Origin of the sequence: Paraburkholderia diazotrophica (assembly GCF_038900755.1) — a bacterium.
In the GTDB taxonomy this organism is placed as follows: domain Bacteria; phylum Pseudomonadota; class Gammaproteobacteria; order Burkholderiales; family Burkholderiaceae; genus Paraburkholderia; species Paraburkholderia diazotrophica_A.
The window spans coordinates 22581-39642 of the sequence record NZ_JBBPEN010000003.1 but is presented as its reverse complement, the minus strand read 5'-3'; the positions used below and the strand labels follow the sequence as shown (position 1 = coordinate 39642).

The 17062-nt window shown below is 63.6% G+C and carries 17 protein-coding genes and 1 pseudogene; 7 read left to right on the top strand and 11 right to left on the bottom strand.

Features of this window, described 5'->3' with window-relative positions; all coding sequences use genetic code 11:
• Positions 1–21: 21 nt before the first annotated feature.
• Together AABE10_RS10160 and AABE10_RS10155 are read right to left on the bottom strand one after the other, a co-directional pair.
• Positions 22–1434, bottom strand: coding sequence for an FAD-binding oxidoreductase (locus AABE10_RS10160; protein ID WP_342933130.1), 1413 nt, complete (start codon positions 1432–1434; stop codon positions 22–24).
• On the bottom strand, positions 1431–2429 hold the full coding sequence (locus AABE10_RS10155; RefSeq protein ID WP_342933129.1) for an isopenicillin N synthase family dioxygenase: 999 nt from the start codon (positions 2427–2429) through the stop codon (positions 1431–1433). The genes AABE10_RS10160 and AABE10_RS10155 overlap by 4 nt, the downstream gene beginning before the upstream one ends.
• A 314-nt stretch (positions 2430–2743) precedes the next feature.
• Here AABE10_RS10155 and AABE10_RS10150 point away from each other — a divergent pair, with 314 nt between their 5' ends.
• From AABE10_RS10150 to hutC (AABE10_RS10130), 5 genes are all read left to right on the top strand, one after another.
• On the top strand, positions 2744–3583 hold the full coding sequence (locus AABE10_RS10150; RefSeq protein WP_342933128.1) for a transporter substrate-binding domain-containing protein: 840 nt from the start codon (positions 2744–2746) through the stop codon (positions 3581–3583).
• 82 nt (positions 3584–3665) lie between these two features.
• On the top strand, positions 3666–4316 hold the full coding sequence (locus AABE10_RS10145; protein ID WP_342933127.1) for an amino acid ABC transporter permease: 651 nt from the start codon (positions 3666–3668) through the stop codon (positions 4314–4316).
• A gap of 10 nt (positions 4317–4326) precedes the next feature.
• Positions 4327–4989: an amino acid ABC transporter permease gene (locus AABE10_RS10140; RefSeq protein ID WP_342933126.1), complete on the top strand. Its 663-nt coding sequence runs from the start codon at positions 4327–4329 to the stop codon at positions 4987–4989.
• A gap of 38 nt (positions 4990–5027) precedes the next feature.
• The gene (locus AABE10_RS10135; protein ID WP_342933125.1) at positions 5028–5894 is read left to right on the top strand and encodes an amino acid ABC transporter ATP-binding protein; all 867 of its coding nucleotides are present in this window, start codon (positions 5028–5030) and stop codon (positions 5892–5894) included.
• Positions 5895–6022: 128 nt separating this feature from the next.
• On the top strand, positions 6023–6769 hold the full coding sequence (hutC, locus tag AABE10_RS10130; protein WP_342933827.1) for a histidine utilization repressor: 747 nt from the start codon (positions 6023–6025) through the stop codon (positions 6767–6769).
• Between the two features lie 13 nt (positions 6770–6782).
• Here the strand turns inward: hutC (AABE10_RS10130) and hutC (AABE10_RS10125) are convergent, their stop codons facing one another.
• The 6 genes from hutC (AABE10_RS10125) to AABE10_RS10100 all read right to left on the bottom strand — a co-directional run bounded on the left by hutC (AABE10_RS10125) (position 6783) and on the right by AABE10_RS10100 (position 12660).
• Positions 6783–7538, bottom strand: a complete 756-nt coding sequence (hutC, locus tag AABE10_RS10125; RefSeq protein WP_342933124.1) for a histidine utilization repressor — start codon at positions 7536–7538, stop codon at positions 6783–6785.
• A gap of 147 nt (positions 7539–7685) precedes the next feature.
• Positions 7686–9311: a histidine ammonia-lyase gene (locus AABE10_RS10120; protein WP_342933123.1), complete on the bottom strand. Its 1626-nt coding sequence runs from the start codon at positions 9309–9311 to the stop codon at positions 7686–7688.
• A gap of 82 nt (positions 9312–9393) precedes the next feature.
• Positions 9394–10185, bottom strand: a complete 792-nt coding sequence (locus AABE10_RS10115) for an ABC transporter ATP-binding protein (protein ID WP_342933122.1) — start codon at positions 10183–10185, stop codon at positions 9394–9396.
• A 21-nt stretch (positions 10186–10206) separates the two neighbouring features.
• Positions 10207–10959, bottom strand: a complete 753-nt coding sequence (locus tag AABE10_RS10110) for an ABC transporter permease subunit (RefSeq protein ID WP_342933121.1) — start codon at positions 10957–10959, stop codon at positions 10207–10209.
• Positions 10960–10981: 22 nt separating this feature from the next.
• Positions 10982–11704 carry an ABC transporter permease gene (locus AABE10_RS10105; protein WP_087732357.1) on the bottom strand — a complete coding sequence of 241 codons (723 nt, stop codon included), beginning with the start codon at positions 11702–11704 and terminating at the stop codon, positions 10982–10984.
• 113 nt (positions 11705–11817) lie between these two features.
• Positions 11818–12660, bottom strand: coding sequence for a transporter substrate-binding domain-containing protein (locus tag AABE10_RS10100; RefSeq protein WP_342933826.1), 843 nt, complete (start codon positions 12658–12660; stop codon positions 11818–11820).
• A 658-nt stretch (positions 12661–13318) separates the two neighbouring features.
• Here AABE10_RS10100 and AABE10_RS10095 point away from each other — a divergent pair.
• Both AABE10_RS10095 and AABE10_RS10090 read left to right on the top strand, forming a co-directional pair.
• Positions 13319–13666 carry a DUF4148 domain-containing protein gene (locus tag AABE10_RS10095; RefSeq protein WP_342933120.1) on the top strand — a complete coding sequence of 116 codons (348 nt, stop codon included), beginning with the start codon at positions 13319–13321 and terminating at the stop codon, positions 13664–13666.
• A gap of 2 nt (positions 13667–13668) precedes the next feature.
• A pseudogene (locus AABE10_RS10090) lies at positions 13669–13752 on the top strand (alpha/beta hydrolase); the annotation flags it as partial.
• Between the two features lie 140 nt (positions 13753–13892).
• Here the strand turns inward: AABE10_RS10090 and AABE10_RS10085 are convergent.
• The 3 genes from AABE10_RS10085 to AABE10_RS10075 form a co-directional block, all read right to left on the bottom strand.
• On the bottom strand, positions 13893–14153 hold the full coding sequence (locus AABE10_RS10085) for a hypothetical protein (RefSeq protein ID WP_342933119.1): 261 nt from the start codon (positions 14151–14153) through the stop codon (positions 13893–13895).
• Positions 14154–14519: 366 nt separating this feature from the next.
• Entirely contained in the window at positions 14520–16241 is a 1722-nt protein-coding gene (gene poxB, locus AABE10_RS10080) for a ubiquinone-dependent pyruvate dehydrogenase (protein ID WP_342933118.1), read from the bottom strand.
• A gap of 117 nt (positions 16242–16358) precedes the next feature.
• Positions 16359–17036, bottom strand: coding sequence for an isoprenylcysteine carboxylmethyltransferase family protein (locus tag AABE10_RS10075; RefSeq protein ID WP_342933117.1), 678 nt, complete (start codon positions 17034–17036; stop codon positions 16359–16361).
• Positions 17037–17062 lie beyond the last annotated feature (26 nt).

Sequence of the window (17062 nt, the reverse complement as noted above, 5' to 3'; positions counted from 1 at the left end):
TCACGCGCACGTCAACGCGAGTCAGAACAGCTTGCCCGGATTCAGGATGCCGTTCGGATCGAGCGCATGCTTGATCGCTTTCATCACGGCCAGTTCTTCCGCCGAGCGCGAGACGGGCAGGAACTCGCGCTTGAGCAACCCGATGCCGTGCTCCGCCGACACCGAACCGCGCAACGGCGCGAGCATGTCATACACGAGCGCATACACGTCGTGATGATCGACGCCAGGCACCGAGCGCCCGTCGACGGTGACATGCAGATTCGAATCGCCGATATGGCCGAAGAAATATGATTCGTTGGCCGGCCATGCGCGATTGAGCGCCACGCGGCAACGATCGACGAACGCGCCGATCTCGCCGATCGGCAGGCTCACGTCGAAGTTGATCGGGTCCAGCTTGACGGGAAATTCCGCCGTGCATTCGCGGATCGCCCATAGCGCGCGCGTATCCGCGACCGACTGCGCGATCACGGCGTCACGGATCGCTGATTCGTCGAGCGCATCCGTCAGCGCATTCGAAAAGCGCGCGCCGTCGTCATCGGCATCGAAGCTCGCGTGCTCGATCAGCGCATATAACGGATGCGGTTGCTCGAATGGCGAACGCGTGCCCGTCAGCTTTACGCCGAAGTCGAAGAAGTCCGGCCACATGATTTCGAATGCGCCGATGTCGTTGCCAAAGCCAGTCGAAAGCCTTCGCAGCAGAGCAACCGCCTGCTCGTAGCCGTTCAACGCAACGAGCGCCGTATGCCGCGCCGCGCGCTGCGGTTGCAGCTTCAGCACCGCGCGCGTAATCACGCCGAGCGTGCCCTCGGAGCCGATGAACCAGTGCTTCAGGTCATAGCCCGTATTGTTCTTCACCATCTTGTTGAGTGAACTGAGCACTGCGCCATTTGCCAGCACGACCTCGAGCCCGAGCACCTGGTCGCGCGCCGTGCCCGATTGAATCACACGATTGCCGCCCGCATTGGTCGCGAGATTGCCGCCGATCTGACACGAACCGCGCGCGCCGAGATCGAGCGCCAGTTCGAAGCCCGCTTGCGCCGCTGCTTCCTGCGCCGTCTGCAACGTCGTGCCCGCGCGCAACGTGATCGTAGCGGCCGCGCTGTCGATTTCCTCGACGCCCGCAAGACGATCGAGCGACAACGCGATGTCGCCGGCGCGCGGAATCGAGCCGCCCGCGAGACCCGTCATGCCGCCTTGCGGCACCACGGGCTGACGCGCGTCGTTGCAGATCATCAATGCGCGCGCGACCTGCTCGGTCGTGCGCGGCAACAGCAGCGCGGCGGGCCGTGTCGGCTCATGACGCGTCCAGTCCGTCATCGGGCGCTCGCCGATCGCATCGCCGATGCGCACGGCGTCGTCACCCAATGCGTCACGTAACGCGGCCAATGTCGCGGCCAACGTCGATTCAGGCGCTGCCGGTTCTTTCACTGTCATGCGGTTCCTTGATCTGTTGTGCCTTGCGTCGCCGCGAGCTTCTTCCGGTAGCCCATCGAACTGTTGATGCGGCCCAGGATGTAATCGCCCGCCGCGACGGGCTCGTACTTGCTGTCCGCCGATGCTGTGCCCAGATCGCATGGATCGACGCTCGACGTATAGGTCGGATCGTAGAACGTCGCGATCGAATAGCGCTCGCGGCCCGATGCGTTGATCACGCGATGCAGCGTCGACCGGAAGCGGTCGTTGGTCCAGCGCGCCAGCAGATCGCCGACGTTCACGACGAAGCTGCCTTCGATGGGCGGCGCGTCGATCCACGTATCGTTCGCGATTTCGCGCACCTGCAATCCGCCGACGCGATCCTGCCACAACAACGTGATGCAGCCATAGTCGGTATGCGGCGCGACGCCGAACTGGTCTTCATCGGATTGCGGCGGCTGCGGCGGATAGTAGACCATCTGCGTGCGCTGCATCCGCTTCGTATAGCGCGATGCGAAGAAGTGCTCGTCGACGCCCAGGCCCACGGCCACTGCGCGCAGCAGATCAGCGCCGCATGCGCCCACTTCCTCGTAATACCCGTACAGCAAGGGCTGCAATTCGGGCATGAAGTCGGGCCAGTTATTCGGCCCGCGCAACGCCTGTCCCGCGAGCACATCGGGATCGTCTTCGGGCAGTTCGAGACCGATGCTGAAGAACTCCTTGTAGTCGGGGCGCTTTGCCTGATACATCGTCGCGTCGCCGAGCGCATTGAAGCCGCGATGCCGATGATTCACCGCCGCGCGCCGCTTCGTCTCGACGGGGAACGCAAAGAACGTGCGCGCCGCCTGTTCCGCGCGATCGATCACCGCTTGCGGCACACCATGATTGACGATGTAGAAGAAGCCGATCGTCGTACACGCGTCGCGTATCTCGCGGCCCGCTCGCGCGAGCGAGTCGCGGTCGCCGGCGCGCACGCCGGCCAGATCGACGATCGGAATGCGAGTGACTGGCTGCATCGCGAGGCTCCTTCATCACGTAGATTGAACGGACGATTCGACATCCCGCCCGCAGCACGCGAACCGGCACACATACCGGCACCCGGATCAGCGAGCGATTTCACGTTGTATATACCGCCAAAAGCGCAATCGCAAGTCGCGCTGCACGCGCGGTCATTCATCTGTAGAAGGAACAGCCGCTGCATTAGGGTTTGACAGCATGCGAATATTTTTTTCGCGCAAAAGCAGCGGTATATACTGCCCCGCATGACTCGCGCCTCTATCGCTTTAGAGCGCATTCGAGCGCGGCACCGCTTTGCCAACGGGAGAATCTCATGGGTATCTTTGCAGGCTGGAAGTGTCGTCTCGCGATGGTGGCGTTCTGCGCCGCCGCAACCGTGGCCAGCGTGAGCGCGCACGCGGAAGACCAACTCGCGAAGGTCAAGAAAGCGGGCGAACTGGTCGTCGGCACGGAGATGCAGTTCGCGCCGTTCGACTTCCTCCAAAACGGCCAGCAGGCGGGCTTCAACAAAGACCTGTTCGCCGAAGTCGGCAAAGAACTCGGCGTGAAGGTGCGCTTCATCGATCTGCCGTGGCCGAGCGTGCTGCCCGGACTCGAAGCGGGCAAGTTCGACATGGTCGGCGGACCGCTCACCGTGACGAAGGCGCGCATGGAGCGCTACACGTACACGCTGCCCGTCGCCGATGCCACCGACGCGCTGCTCAAGCGCGCAAACGATACGTCGCTCAAGCAGTCGTCGGATATCGTCGGCAAGACGGTGGGCGCGGGCAAGGGCTCTGCGCAGCTCGATCAGCTGAAGGCCTACATCGCGACATTGCCGAAGCAACCTGAAGTGCGCGAATACGTCGACAACAACCAGGCCTATGCGGATCTCGCAGCGGGCCGCATCGCCGCCGTCGCCAACTCGATGACGAATATCGCGTACGTCGCGAAGCAACGGCCCGAAACGTTCGCCGTCGTCACGCCGCCGTTCGGCGCGAAAGTGTACTTCGCGTATTGCTTGCGCAAGGACGCGGACAGCAAGCCGCTCGCCGACGCATTCAACGCCGCGCTGGTCAAGATGCACAACGACGGCCGCCTCGCGTCGCTGCAAAAGAAGTGGTTCGGCGTGACGATGGACGCGCCCACGACAATGCCCTCGCCCAACTATTGATGCCCTGAGTCGCGCGGCGCGCCGGCGTTAACCACACACGCAAGCGCGCCGCCCACATGTCCTTCGTTGCAGGTATCAGGCCATGTTCAGCGCCCACGTTTTCGCTCAAGGCTTTCCGCTGCTGTTGCAGGCCGCGCTCGCGACCATCGGCATTTCGCTGACAGGTCTCGTGATCGGCTTCTTCGTCGCGATTGGCGTGTGCTCGGCGCGGCTGTCGTCGAATGCGCTCGCGCAACGCTTCGGCGGTGCGTACGTGTTCTTCTTTCGCGGCGTGCCGATGCTCGTGCAACTGCTGCTCGTCTATTACCTGCTGCCCTTCGTCGGCATCAACGTGTCGCCGATCGTCGCGGCAATCAGCGCCGTATCGCTGTGCTCGGCGTCGTATATCGCGGAGATATTGCGCGGCGGCTTCATGAGCATTCCGCCTGGACAGATCGAAGCGGCGCGCATGCTCGGCCTTTCGCCCATCGACATGCTCCGGCGCATTCAGGTGCCGCAAGCGTTCAGGATGACGCTGCCTTCGCTCGTCAACGAAATGGTGCTGCTGATCAAGGCATCATCGCTGATCTCCGTCGTCGGCGTGGCCGAGCTCACTCGCACCGCGCAGAACATCGCCGCGAGCACGTACCGGCCGCTCGAAGCGTATCTCGCAGCGGGGCTCATCTACTTCGTGATTTGCGGCGCGCTCGCGCTTGTCGCGCACGCCGCCGAGCAACGCCTCGCGCAGACCTGAGGGCCGAACGATGCAGCAATTCGATCCCACCGTCATCACGCACAATCTGCAACCGATCGCCGCGGGTCTTGCGACGACGCTCGGCACGTGGCTCGTCGGCGTCGCCATCGGCATCGTGCTCGGCTTTCTGATTGCCGTGCTGCAACTCTTTTGCGGCCGCTGGGTGCGCGGCATCCTGCGCGTGTATATCGAACTTTTTCGCGGCACGCCGTTTCTCGTGCAACTTTTTTTGCTCTACTACGGCGGGCCGTCCATCGGGCTGACGCTCGAACCGTTGACGGCCGGCGTGCTCGGCCTCGGCCTTTACGGCAGCGCCTATTTTGCGGAAGCATTCCGCTCCGGCTTTCAGTCGATACCGCGTGGCCATCTCGAAGCCGCATCGTGTCTCGGCCTCACGCGGTGGCAAGCGGTGGTGCGCATCCAGGTGCCGCAAATGCTCGTGCTGATCGTGCCCGCGCTGACCAACCTGATCATCGTGCTCAGCAAGGAAACGGCCGTGCTGTCGATCGTCACCGTGCCCGAACTCACGTTCGTGCTGACGGGCATCGGTTCGGCAACATTCGCGTTCGTCGAAACGCTGCTCGTGTTGTGCGTGTGCTATCTCGCGCTCGTCGAGCTCACGTCGCGCGCGGGCATGTGGGCCGAGGCCCGCATCGCCCGCTTCATGGCCTGAACGTCAACCGCAAGCGTGAACGGAAATCAAGGTTCATCATGAATGCACTCGTCGACATGCCTGCCACTTCCAATCTCGGTTCGATGCGATCCGGCCATGCGCCGCTGATCGAAGTACGCGATCTGCGCAAGCGCTTCGGCGACGTCGAAGTGCTGCGCGGCGTCGATCTCGACATCAACCGCTCGGAGGTGGTCTGCATCATCGGGCCGTCGGGCTCGGGCAAGAGCACGCTGTTGCGCTGCCTCGCCGCGCTGGAGCCTTACGACCAGGGCGATGTGCGCATCGAAGGCGAACTGCTCGGCTATACCGAACGCAACGGCAAGCGCGTGCGCGCTTCGCAGGGCGAGATCAATCGCGTGCGGCGCAACGTCGGCATGGTGTTTCAGCAGTTCAATCTGTGGCCGCATATGACGGCGCTCGGCAACGTGATGGAAGCGCTGCTGCGCGTGCGCCATCTATCGCACGACGCTGCCAAGCAGCGCGCAAACGCGATGCTCGAAACCGTCGGCCTCGCGCACAAGGGCGATGCGTATCCGGCGAAGCTGTCGGGCGGCCAGCAGCAGCGTGTGGCGATTGCACGCGCGCTCGCGATGGAGCCGCACATCATGCTGTTCGACGAGCCGACGTCCGCGCTCGACCCGGAACTCGTCGGCGAAGTGCTGCAAGTGATGAAGCAGCTTGCTCGCGACGGCATGACAATGGCCGTCGTCACGCACGAAATGGGCTTTGCGGCGCAGGTCGCAGACAAGGTCGTCTTTATCGACCAGGGGCGCATCGCCGTGCAAGGCAAGCCGCACGACGTCTTTCACGACGCGAACCAGCCACGCCTTCGACAGTTCCTGCAAAATTATTTCGACCGCAATGCATTCTGGTCACGCGGCGGCGATAGCGCCGATCCGGCATGAACGCGTATTGACGAGGCGCCGCGATGCCCGCCCCTGCCGTCCGCGACAAACTCCGCGCACGCGCGCTTGCGAAGACGCGCAAGCCTCGCGGACCGAATGCGCGTGCGGTGCCTGGGATTGCGACGGTGTTGGCATCCGATGCGAAGAACACACAACCCGCCGCGCGATACGAGCAGGTCAAGCAATACATCCGCCATACGATCGAATCGGGCGAACGCCGCGCGGGCGATCGCATTCCATCGGAACTGGATCTCGTCGCCTCGCTCGGCGTATCGCGAATGACGGTGAACCGCGCGCTGCGCGAACTCACGGATGAAGGACTGTTGACGCGCGTATCGGGCGTCGGCACGTTCGTCGCGGAAACGAAGCCGCAATCGACGCTGCTGATGATCGCGCACATCGGCGACGAGATCCGCTCGCGCGGTCACGAATACAGCTATCAGACGCTGCTCATGCGGCGCGAGGTGGCGCCCGTCAACGTGTCGAATGCGTTGGGCCTGCCGCCCGGCGCTTCGGTGTTTCATGTGATCTGCGTGCATCGCGAGAACGGTTTGCCCGTGCAACTCGAAGACCGTTACGTGAACCCCGCCATCGCGCCGGATTTCATCGAACAGGATTTCTCGGTCACGCGTCCTTCCGAATACCTATTTAGCGTCGTGCCCGCGCACGATGTCGAGCACATCGTCGATGCCGGCCTGCCGACGCGTGCCGAAGCCGAGCTGCTGCAAATCGCGACCGAAGAGCCGTGCCTCACGCTGATGCGCCGCACGTGGACGAGCGGCGTCGCAGTGACGTTCGCGCGGTTCGTGCATCCGGGCTCGCGATACCGGCTGGGCTGCCGCTTTGCGCCCGATACGTCGCAGCGGCAGGGCTAGCCCGAGAAAAAAATCACACGTTCCCAGCCAGATGAAAGCGCGAAGCCGGATGCCACAGCTGCACCGAAGTCGCGACATGCTCGCCGACCCAGGTCCTGCGCCACAGCATCAGACAAGGCTCGCCGATCTCCATCATCAGATGGCGGCGCACATGCGCATCCGGCTTCTGCGCATAGATGCGAAACTCCGCGCGCTGGATCGGCGCAAGACGCACCATGTAGTGATTCGGCGTTTCGGCCGTGAAGTCCTGATCCAGATACTCGGGAAATACGCGCGGATTCACGTAGCGGTCTTCGTATTGAATCGGCTCGGCCTCTTCGTAATGCACGATGCGCGAATGAAAGATCGGGCCTTTCGCGAGCCCGAGCGCATCGACGGCCAGCGGATCGTCGCTCGATTCGAGCGCGAGCACGCGCGCCGAATGCCGATGCCCGCGCGCGGCGATTTCATCGGCGATATTGCGGATTTCGAGCACCGTCGATTCGTAACGCTGCGGCGCGACGTAGGTGCCTGAACCCTGCACGCGCGTCAGCACGCGCTCCGTCGTGAGCTCACGCAACGCGCGCGACACCGTCATCCGCGCGACGCCGAACTCCTTCACCAGCTCAGCTTCCGAAGGGATCAATCCGCCCGGCTTCCATACGCCCTCTTCGATCTGCGCGATCACGTAGCGCTTGATCTGCTCATACGCAGGCAATGCTTTGGCTGGCGTCGTGCGCATAGCGGCCGTTCTACTGTCCTCTGTCTCCAGGTGCCCGTTTATCGTCATGTTCTCATCACCTCGTGGGTTGAACTCGCGAGCTCAGTGCATTAGTCCAATGCATCAGTTCGATGCGGCAACCGCATCTCGCTGCGGCACACCGATAAGCGCGCCGCCAAATCCTCCATGTGCGCAGTTGCACGCTCATCCGCAAATTCATGCGGCCGACGGCGGCGCCTGTTGCGCAATCGCCGTCGGATCATTCGCGGCACGCGCGACAAAGCCGCTGTGATCGTCGAGCGCAGCGCGATTGCCATGCGTCGCCGTCGAATGCAGATCGCCCGAATTCGGCGGCAGCGGCGGCGCTGCTTCGCCGATCATCCGGAACGCGGCCGCCATGTCGTCGGCAAGCGGCCGGTCGTCGCGATACGTCGGCACGATCGCGCGCACGCGGCGCCACAATGCGTCGGTGTGCGGCGCGCGCGGCGCATCGACGGATTGCAGATCGTACGCTTGCGCCGCCGCCAGCAATTCGATCGCGACGATACGGCCCGTGTTGTCGACGATCTCCAACGCCTTCAGCGCGGCGGGCGTCGCGTGACACAGATGGTCTTCCTGCAAGCCCGACGTGATGCCGCCATCCAGGCTCGCGGGCGCGGCCAGCCGCCGGTTCTGCGCGACGAGCGACGCGGCCGTGTACTGCGCGATCATGAAGCCCGAGCAGGTGCCGCCCGGCTCCGCGAGAAACGCGGGCAAGCCGCTCACGAGCGGATTCACGAGCCGGTCGAGGCGCCGCTCGGCCATCGCCGCGACTTGCGCGATTGCCGTCGCGAGGCTGTCCATCGCGAGCGCAATCGACGCGCCCACCGCATGCGCCTGCGAATACACACGGGGCGCATCCGGCGTGCCCGCGACGATCGGGTTGTCGGTGATCGACGCCAGCTCGCGATTCACGACATCGGTCGTTGCGTCGAGCACATCGCGCGCCGCGCCGTGCACGTGCGGAATCGTGCGCATCGACAGCGGGTCTTGCGTGCGCTGTCCGACTACGGAAGCAAGAATGCCGCTATCGGCGAGTGCATTGCGCATGCGTTCGCCGACGAGATTCAAACCCGGCGACACGCGCAGCGCGAGCGAATCGGCGTCGAACGCGGCAAGTTGTCCGCGCAGATTTTCGAAGCTCATCGCGGCGATTGCGTCGGTCCAGTCGAGCACGCGCTCGGCGCGCGCCAGCGCGAGTGCCGCAAGGCCCGTCACACATGGCGTGCCGTTGACGAGGCTCAAGCCCTCTTTTGCTTCGAGCACGAGTGGCTCGCGCTTCAGACGCCTGAGCGCCTCGCTTCCCGTCAGCCGTACATTGCCGCAACGCACATGTCCTTCGCCGATGCACACCAGCGCGATATGCGCCATATGGCTCAGATAGCCGACCGAGCCGAACGCGGGCACTTCGGGGATATAGCCGGCATCGAGCAGCGCGACGAGTTGCTCGGCGACTTCGAGTCGAACGCCAGAGTGCCCATGCGCGAAGTTGTTGACGGCGGCCGCGATGATCGCGCGCGTTTCCACGACCCCGAGCGGCGCGCCGACGCCGACAGCATGGCTCATCAGTATGTTGCGCGACAGCGTGCGCTGTTCCGATGGCGACACGATCACATCGCACAGCGCGCCCACGCCCGTATTCACGCCATACGCTCGAATGCCGCGCTCGACGATCTGCTCGACGAGTACGCGCGCCGCCGCGATGCGCTCGCGCGCGGCATCGGAAAGCACGAGCGGCTCACCGGCCGCAACCGCGGCCAGTTCGCGCCAGTTCAAGGGACGGTCGGTACGGGTGATAGCCATGATGTTGTCTTTCTCGTGCGAGTACGTGCGTATGCGTTTGCTCTTGTCTTTATGTGCCTCAGGTTCCGGCGCGGCGCTCGTCCTAGTTGGTCGTGCGCGAATGATGGCTCGACACGAATTGCCGGAAACGCTCGGACTTCAGGTCGCCGAACACTTCGTCGGGCGTGCCGTCGCATTCCGTCTGCCCTTGATGCAGGAACATCACGCGATTCGACACGTGCCGCGCAAAGCCCATTTCGTGCGTGACGACGAGCATCGTGCGGCCTTCTTCCGCGAGCGAGCGCATCACGCGCAACACTTCGCCGACCAGTTCGGGATCGAGCGCGGAAGTCGGCTCGTCGAACAGCATGACCTTCGGATGCATCGCGAGCGCGCGCGCAATCGCGACGCGCTGCTGCTGACCACCCGACAGATGCGCCGGATAATGCGCGCGCTTTTCGGCGAGACCGACTTTCGCGAGCAGCGCTTCCGCCTCTTCGACGGCTTCCGCGCGGCTGCGCTTCTGCACGCGCATCGGCCCTTCGATCAGGTTTTCGAGCACCGTCATGTGCGACCACAGGTTGAAGTTCTGAAACACCATGCCGAGTTGCGAGCGGATGCGATCGACCTGCTTGCGGTCGTCGGGATGCATCTTGCCGTCCTTGCGGCGCTTCATTTTCAGCGTCTCGCCGGCGAGCGCAACGCTGCCGTCGTCAGGCGTCTCCAGCAGGTTCAGGCAGCGCAGAAACGTGCTCTTGCCCGAGCCGCTCGCGCCGAGAATCGAAATGACATCGCCTTCGTGCGCGTCGAGCGAAATGCCCTTCAATACGTGATGGTCGCCGAACGACTTGTGGATGTTCTTGACCGACAATGCAACGGGTGCCGTAGCGTTCATGTGATTCTCCGGAATGGGCCGTCAGGGTGCGGCACGACGTGCTTCGGTAGCGGGCGGCATCGCGCGCGGCGCTGCGTTCACGGGCATCGCGCGCAGGTGGCGCGACAGACGCCGTTCGAGCAAGCCGAGCAGACGCACGACGACGAAGTTCAGGAACAGATAGATCAGCGCGGCGCAGATGAACACTTCCGTCGTGCGGTACGTCTGCTGGATGATCTGCTGCGCGACGCCCGTCACTTCCCACACGGTGACGAGACTTGCGAGCGCCGTCGACTTGACGAGCAGCACGGCTTCCGTCGAATACGCGGGCAGACACTGGCGCAATGCAATCGGACCGATGATCCGGCGCAGAAGCGAAAAGCCGGAAAGGCCGATCGAATAGCCTGCTTCGATCTGTCCGACGGGCACGGCCATCAGGCCGCCGCGAATGATCTCCGCCGTATAGCCCGCCGTGCAAAGCGCAAGCGACAGCACTGCGCACACGTACGGCTCGCGCAGCACGGGCCACAGGAAGCTTTCGCGGATCACGCCGAACTGGCCGAGCCCGTAGTAGACGAGAAACATCTGGATCAGCAGAGGCGAGCCGCGAAACACGAGAATGTACGCGCGCGCGAAGCGGTTCGGCAGCCAATGCGGCGACACGCGCATCGTGACGATCACGAGCGACAGCAGGCCGCCCAGCACCAGCGACGAAAAGAACAGGCCCAGCGTGGTCGGCACGGCGGCGAGCAGCTGGCGCAGCGTGTCGAACAGAAAGTCGAAATCGAAAGACATGTTGGCGCTCCGTCGTCCGTCGTCAGTTGCGCGCGAAGTTGCGCCGGAAGGATCGGCCCACGCGTGCCTCCGCGTGATTGAAGACGCGGTTCGAGATGCCCGTCATCACCAGATACAGCGCGCCGCCCACGACAAAGAACAGGAAATATTGATGCGTCGAGCCCGCTGCGATCTGGCTTGCGCGCAGCAGCTCGGCGAGGCCCGTCACCGAGATCAGCGCGGAGTCCTTCAGGCTCAGTTGCCACACATTGCCGATGCCCGGCAATGCGAAGCGCAGCACTTGCGGAATGAGGATGCGGCGCGCCATCGTCATCGTCGGCATGCCGATCGAACGCGCGGCTTCGAGTTCGCCTTTCGATACGGCGAGCACGGCCGCGCGATACACCTCGGCCTGATACGCGCCCGAGATCATGCCGACGGCCAGCGCGCCGATCACGAACGGCGGCACGCCGACGAAGCCTTCGGCGCCGAACCATTGGCCGACCGTCGTCACGAGCGTCGAGCCGCCGAAGTAGAACAGATAGATGACGAGCAGCTCAGGCACGCCGCGAAACACCGTCGTGTACAAATCGCCGAGCACGCGCGCGGTGCGAAAGCGCGACAGCTTCGCGGCCGCGACGATCGCGCCGAATACCGCGCCGACCGCGAGCGCCGCGAGCGTCAGCGCGACGGTCATCAACGCCGCGAGCAGCAGTACGCCGCCCCAGCCTTCCTGCCCGAAGCCGAGCGTCTCGATCAGAGCCATGCTCTACTCCTCATCCGTGCTTTCGTTGACAGATCCGTTTCGTCATATCGGCGAAGCGGATCGCTCCGGCAAGTGCACGCGCCGCTCGCGCGGCGACGCGCAGCCGCCCTCGATCAAGGCGTGACGTCGGTCTTGAACCACTTGTTCGAGAGCTTCTTCACGGTGCCATCGGCGAGCGCGGCGGCGATGGCCGTGTCGAACTTCGCGCGCAGATCGGCGTCCTGCTTGCGGAACGCGAGGCCTTCGCCCGGGCCCCAGATCTGGCCGCCGATCTTCGGGCCCGCCATAGCGATCTGCGCGGATTCCTTCTTGTCGGCGTTTGCGGCGTAGTAGGTCACGTCATCGAACGATGCGTCGATGCGGCCGTTCGCGAGGTCGAGATCGCGTTCCGGCGAGGTCTTGTACACGCGGATCGTCGCGATGTCCTTGAAGCCGTCGTTGATGAACTTCGTATAGACCGTGCCCGACTGGATGCCGATCGTCTTGCCCTTCAACTGCTTGCGCAATGCGTCGACGGTCGGCTGGTCGGTCTTCGCATCGCCCGTCAGCTTGACGACAGGTGTCGTCGGCGACGCCTTCGGCAGGATCTTCGTATCGGAGACGGCGAACGTCGCGGGCGTCGCCGCATACGGACGCGAGAAGGCGATGATCTTTTCGCGCTCGGGCGTGATCGAGATCGCGTCCATCAGCACGTCGAACTTGCCTGCCTGCAGGCCCGGAATCATGCCGTCCCAATCTTGTGCAACCAGGTTGCACTGCAGCTTGATGCGCTCGCACAGGTTCGCCACCAGCTCGGGCTCGAAGCCGCCCAGCTTGCCGCCCGGCAACGTGAGATTCCACGGCGCGTAGCCGCCCTCCAGCGCGATCGTGACGGATTTCCATTCCTTCGCCTGAGCAGGCGCGCCGACCAATGCCGCGGCGCTCAGAACCGCGCCCAACACTGCTTTCGACAACATAGTGCGGTTTGACTTCTTCACCTTCACGTCGAATCTCCTTTTCGTTTGAACGGGTCCCGACGCGTTCCGCGTGCCGGACATGTATAGACAAGTCTGCATGAGGTCAAAAATCATCGCAACTGGATTCGCCGAAAATAATTGAATTATTCGGGTAAGCCCCTATGAACATGGGCTTCACAGGCGGACGTGCGCACCGGCGCGCGTATGAAGGGTTCGCGTCAGACCGGTTCAGCTGACTAGACAGGTTGCGAATTGCGCGGTGCGCGGATGCACCGCGAGCGTGCGGCGAGTGCGCGGCGAGTGCGATCCGCCGCGCCGCGAGCACGACACGAACGATCGGTTCATATCTTCGTATGACGGCGCCGGCCGCCGCGCACTACGTTGCCTGCGCGCGCGATCGGGCATGTCCGCCAGACAAAAAATTTCCGCGTATCGGGAATGAAATTCGAGGCCGCCGTGTTTGTGTCGATGTAGCAAGCAGATTCGAACCAGAACTCATCGCAGGACAAAGACCAGACAGTCGTACCCAGCCGTTGATTCATCAGTTCAAGTAGCGCATGTGTAGCCGGATCCAGGCCTGATCCAATGGTCCATATCGGGCACTGTTATCTAAGGATGCCGAATCATATTTCGGTCGATTCATTCAAGGAGTCTCATCATGAAGAAGATCTTCGTTTGTCTCGCAGTCGCAGCCGGCGCACTGGCCGCACCCGCTCTGAGCTTCGCGCAGTCGAATGGCCCCCTCACACGCGCGGAGGTCCGCGCCGATCTCATTCGCGTCGAACAGGCGGGCTATCAACCGGGCCGCCCGAACGACATCGACTACCCCGCGGACATCCAGGCCGCCGAAGCGAAAATCGCCGCGCAGGACAGCCAGAAGCCGGGCAACGAAGCCGTCGGCGGCGTCGCGCAGACGGGCACCTCTTCAGGCAAGGCGGCGCGCGCCACAATGGGCAACGACTGCGTCGGCCCGGTGAGCTATTGCAACGTCTTCTTCGGCAGCTAAATGGCGCGCGCCATTCGGTATACGAGTCGCGTCCGCAGCAGATAGCGGCCGTCATCGAGGACGCGGCGAAACACGCGCAGCAGTAGTCGAGGGGATCGAAGCAATCGCAGCCGGCGCTTCATGCACGTGATGCAATATCGCGCCGGCCTGCGCATTGCCAAAGCGAAATCAGCGAGGCAGCGGGTTATTGCCTCAGTTCGCCGCTCAGTCGCGACTCATTCGCCGCTCAATTGCCAAAGTAAATGTCGCATTCCGCGCCCGTCGAGCACTTGCGCGAATGCGGCATCGCCTTGCCCGACGACGTCATGCCCGTATCCATCGAGCCGCCATACGACATATCCGTCGTCGCCTGCGCCGACGCATTCGCGTTGTTCTGCATCGTCGCTTTCGATGCGTCGCTGCTCTGCGCCACTTCATCCGCCATTGTCGCGACAGGCACGGCCAGCAACAGCGCGCCCGCCATCGGTAACGCCATCAGGATCTTCATGTCGAACTCCTTCCATGCAGACGGAACGCGACAGTCGTCCATCGCGATTCGCCGGACGCTCATGCATCGCTCGCGTGACGGGCATCGTTTCGATCGTTTCGCGCGAGCGCGAAACCGCGCGCAGCAGCTATCCGCGCCGCAGCGTGCCATGTGTTGTGTACGCGATTGATGGGACAGCCCCCGAGTCTGTCGGGCGGCGCAGCACGGCGCGAAGAGGCCGGGATGGAGTGGTTCGAATGCCGGCTGCGCAGAGAAGATCCGCGCTGCTGCTTCTGTTATAGACCTTCGACGCGAGACTGCAATGGTGTGTCGTTTCGTTGCAATGCGACGCGCATCGGCAAGCGATGCGCGTCGGGTCTGCGCTTTTTATCGCAGGTTCGTCTTCGCCAGCTCGACGATTTCATCGCCGCGTCCGTTGAGAATCGCACGCAGCATGTAGAGGCTGAAGCCCTTGGCTTGCGAAAGCTCGATGGTCGGCGGCATCGCGAGTTCGTGCTTGTCGGTGACGACATCGACTAGCGCCGGCCCCTGATGCGCGAACGCCTGCTTCAGTGCGCCTTCGAGTTCTTCCGATTCCTCGACGCGAACCGAGAAAATACCCGCACCTTTCGCGATTTGCGCAAAATCGGTCTTGCTCAAGTCGACGTTCGTGTCGAGATAGCCGCCCGCTTTCAGTTCCATCGACACGAAGCCGAGCAGACTGTTGTTGTACACAACGACCTTGATGGGCAGATCGAGCTGGCGCGCGGTCAGCAGGTCGCCGAGCAGCATCGACAGACCGCCGTCGCCCGACAGCGATATCACCTGCCGCCCCGGATGCGCCGCCTGCGCGCCGAGCGCCTGCGGCATCGCATTCGCCATCGATCCGTGATTGAACGAGCCGTGCAGTTGCCGCTTGCCGTTCATCGTCAGATAGCGCGCGGCCCATAGCGTCGGCGTGCCGACATCGGCCGTGAAGATCGCGTCGTTGCTGGCTGCGTCGTCGATCATCCGCGTCAGATACTGCGGATGAATCGCGCGGCCCGGGTCGGAAGGCGTCGCCAGTTCGTCAAGATCGCGGCGTGCTTCCTGGTAGTGCGCGGTCGCCATGTCGACGAACGTGCGGTCGTCCTTGCGCTTGAGTTTCGGCAACAGCGCGGCGACCGTCTCCTTCACCGTGCCGACGAGCCCCATCGCGAGCGGCGCGCGCCGCCCGAGCTGCGAGCCCTTCCAGTCGATCTGCACGACCTTCGCATCGGGCGGATAGAACGGCCGGTACGGAAAATCGCAACCGAGCAGCAGCAGCACGTCGCACGACATCATCGCGTGATAGCCGGAGCTGAAGCCGAGCAGCCCCGTCATGCCGACGTCGAACGGATTGTCGTATTCGATGAACTGCTTGCCGCGCATCGCATGGACGATGGGCGCGCCCAATGTGTCCGCGAGCCTCACCACTTCGTCGTGCGCGCCCGCGACGCCGCTGCCGCACATGATCGTCACCGCTTCGCAGTCGTTGAGCATCGTCGCGAGACGCGCGAGTTCGCTGTCAGGCGGAAGGATCGCGGACGGCGCAGTCGGATTCCACACAGGCGCCTGCGACGGCCCTTCGCTCAACGCGATATCACCCGGCAGAACGATCACGGCGACGCCGCGCTGCTCGATCGCCGTGCGCATCGCGCGTTCGAGCACGCGCGGAAACTGCGACGCGTTCACCACCAGTTCGGCGAAGTAGCTGCATTCCTTGAAGACTTCCGTCGGATGCGTTTCCTGAAAGTACCCGAGGCCGATTTCCGTCGACGGAATGTGCGCGGCAATCGCGAGCACCGGCTGGTGGTTGCGATGGCAGTCGTAGAGCCCGTTGATCAGGTGCAGATTGCCGGGGCCGCAACTGCCCGCGCACACAGCAAGCTGCCCACTCGACGCCGCCTCTGCGCCCGCGGCGAATGCGGCCGCTTCTTCGTGACGGGTATGCATCCAGCGGATGGAGCCGACCTGATCGAGACTGAACGCCAAACCGTTGAGACTGTCGCCTGTCACGCCCCAGATGCGTTTGACGCCCGCTGCGGCGAGCGTCTTTGCAAGGTAATCCGCAATCGTATTCCTGGCCATGAACGTTCCTCGTTTGCGATGAGTTTGCGATGGCTGCTTCTACTTCCGTTCGTCGTGTTTTTGGTCGGCACGCGAGCGGAACTTGCAACGGCCTGACGAGCATGATCACAAGCGCGATCACCAGACATGCGGCAAGAACCGATAGCGCACGCGTGCTGCGTATTGCGCATAGCCTTCGAGTTGCGCGCACAGCATCCGTTCTTCGAGCACTGCGCGATACGCGAGCGCCGCTACGAGCAGCGGCACGCATGCGAGGCCCCACCACGAGCCGAGCATCAGCGGCGTGCCGACGAGAAACAGAATGGCCCACGCATACATCGGATGACGCACGTAGGCATACGGGCCGCTGTCGCTGACCTTGTGGCCGCGCTCGGCCTGGATCTTGACGACGGGCGCCGCAAAGCTGTTCGCGCGAAACACGGCTCGCATCGCGACCATGCTGACCAGAATAGCAAGCGCACCGACTGCCTGCAGCCAAGGGCCCGTCGATGACCAGTGAAAGCGCCTCGCGTCGAGCCCCATCAGCACGAGCCAGGCGCACCATCCGATCGCGACGCACACGAGAAAGATCTTGTCCCACGCGCTCTGGCCGCGCTGCGAGAACGAGCCGAGCCGCTCGGCGAGCAGCGCGGGGTCGTAGCCCGCGAGCCACACGCCGATCCACAAACCGAGGCCGCCGAGCTCGATCAGATAACACCACGCGGCCGGCCACATGAGCGTATTCGCGGCGCCGAACAGCAGCACGCCCATGAAGGCGATCCACAGCACGTTCTGGACGACGAGACGCGCGATCATCGTTGATGCCACGCTCGAATGTCAGA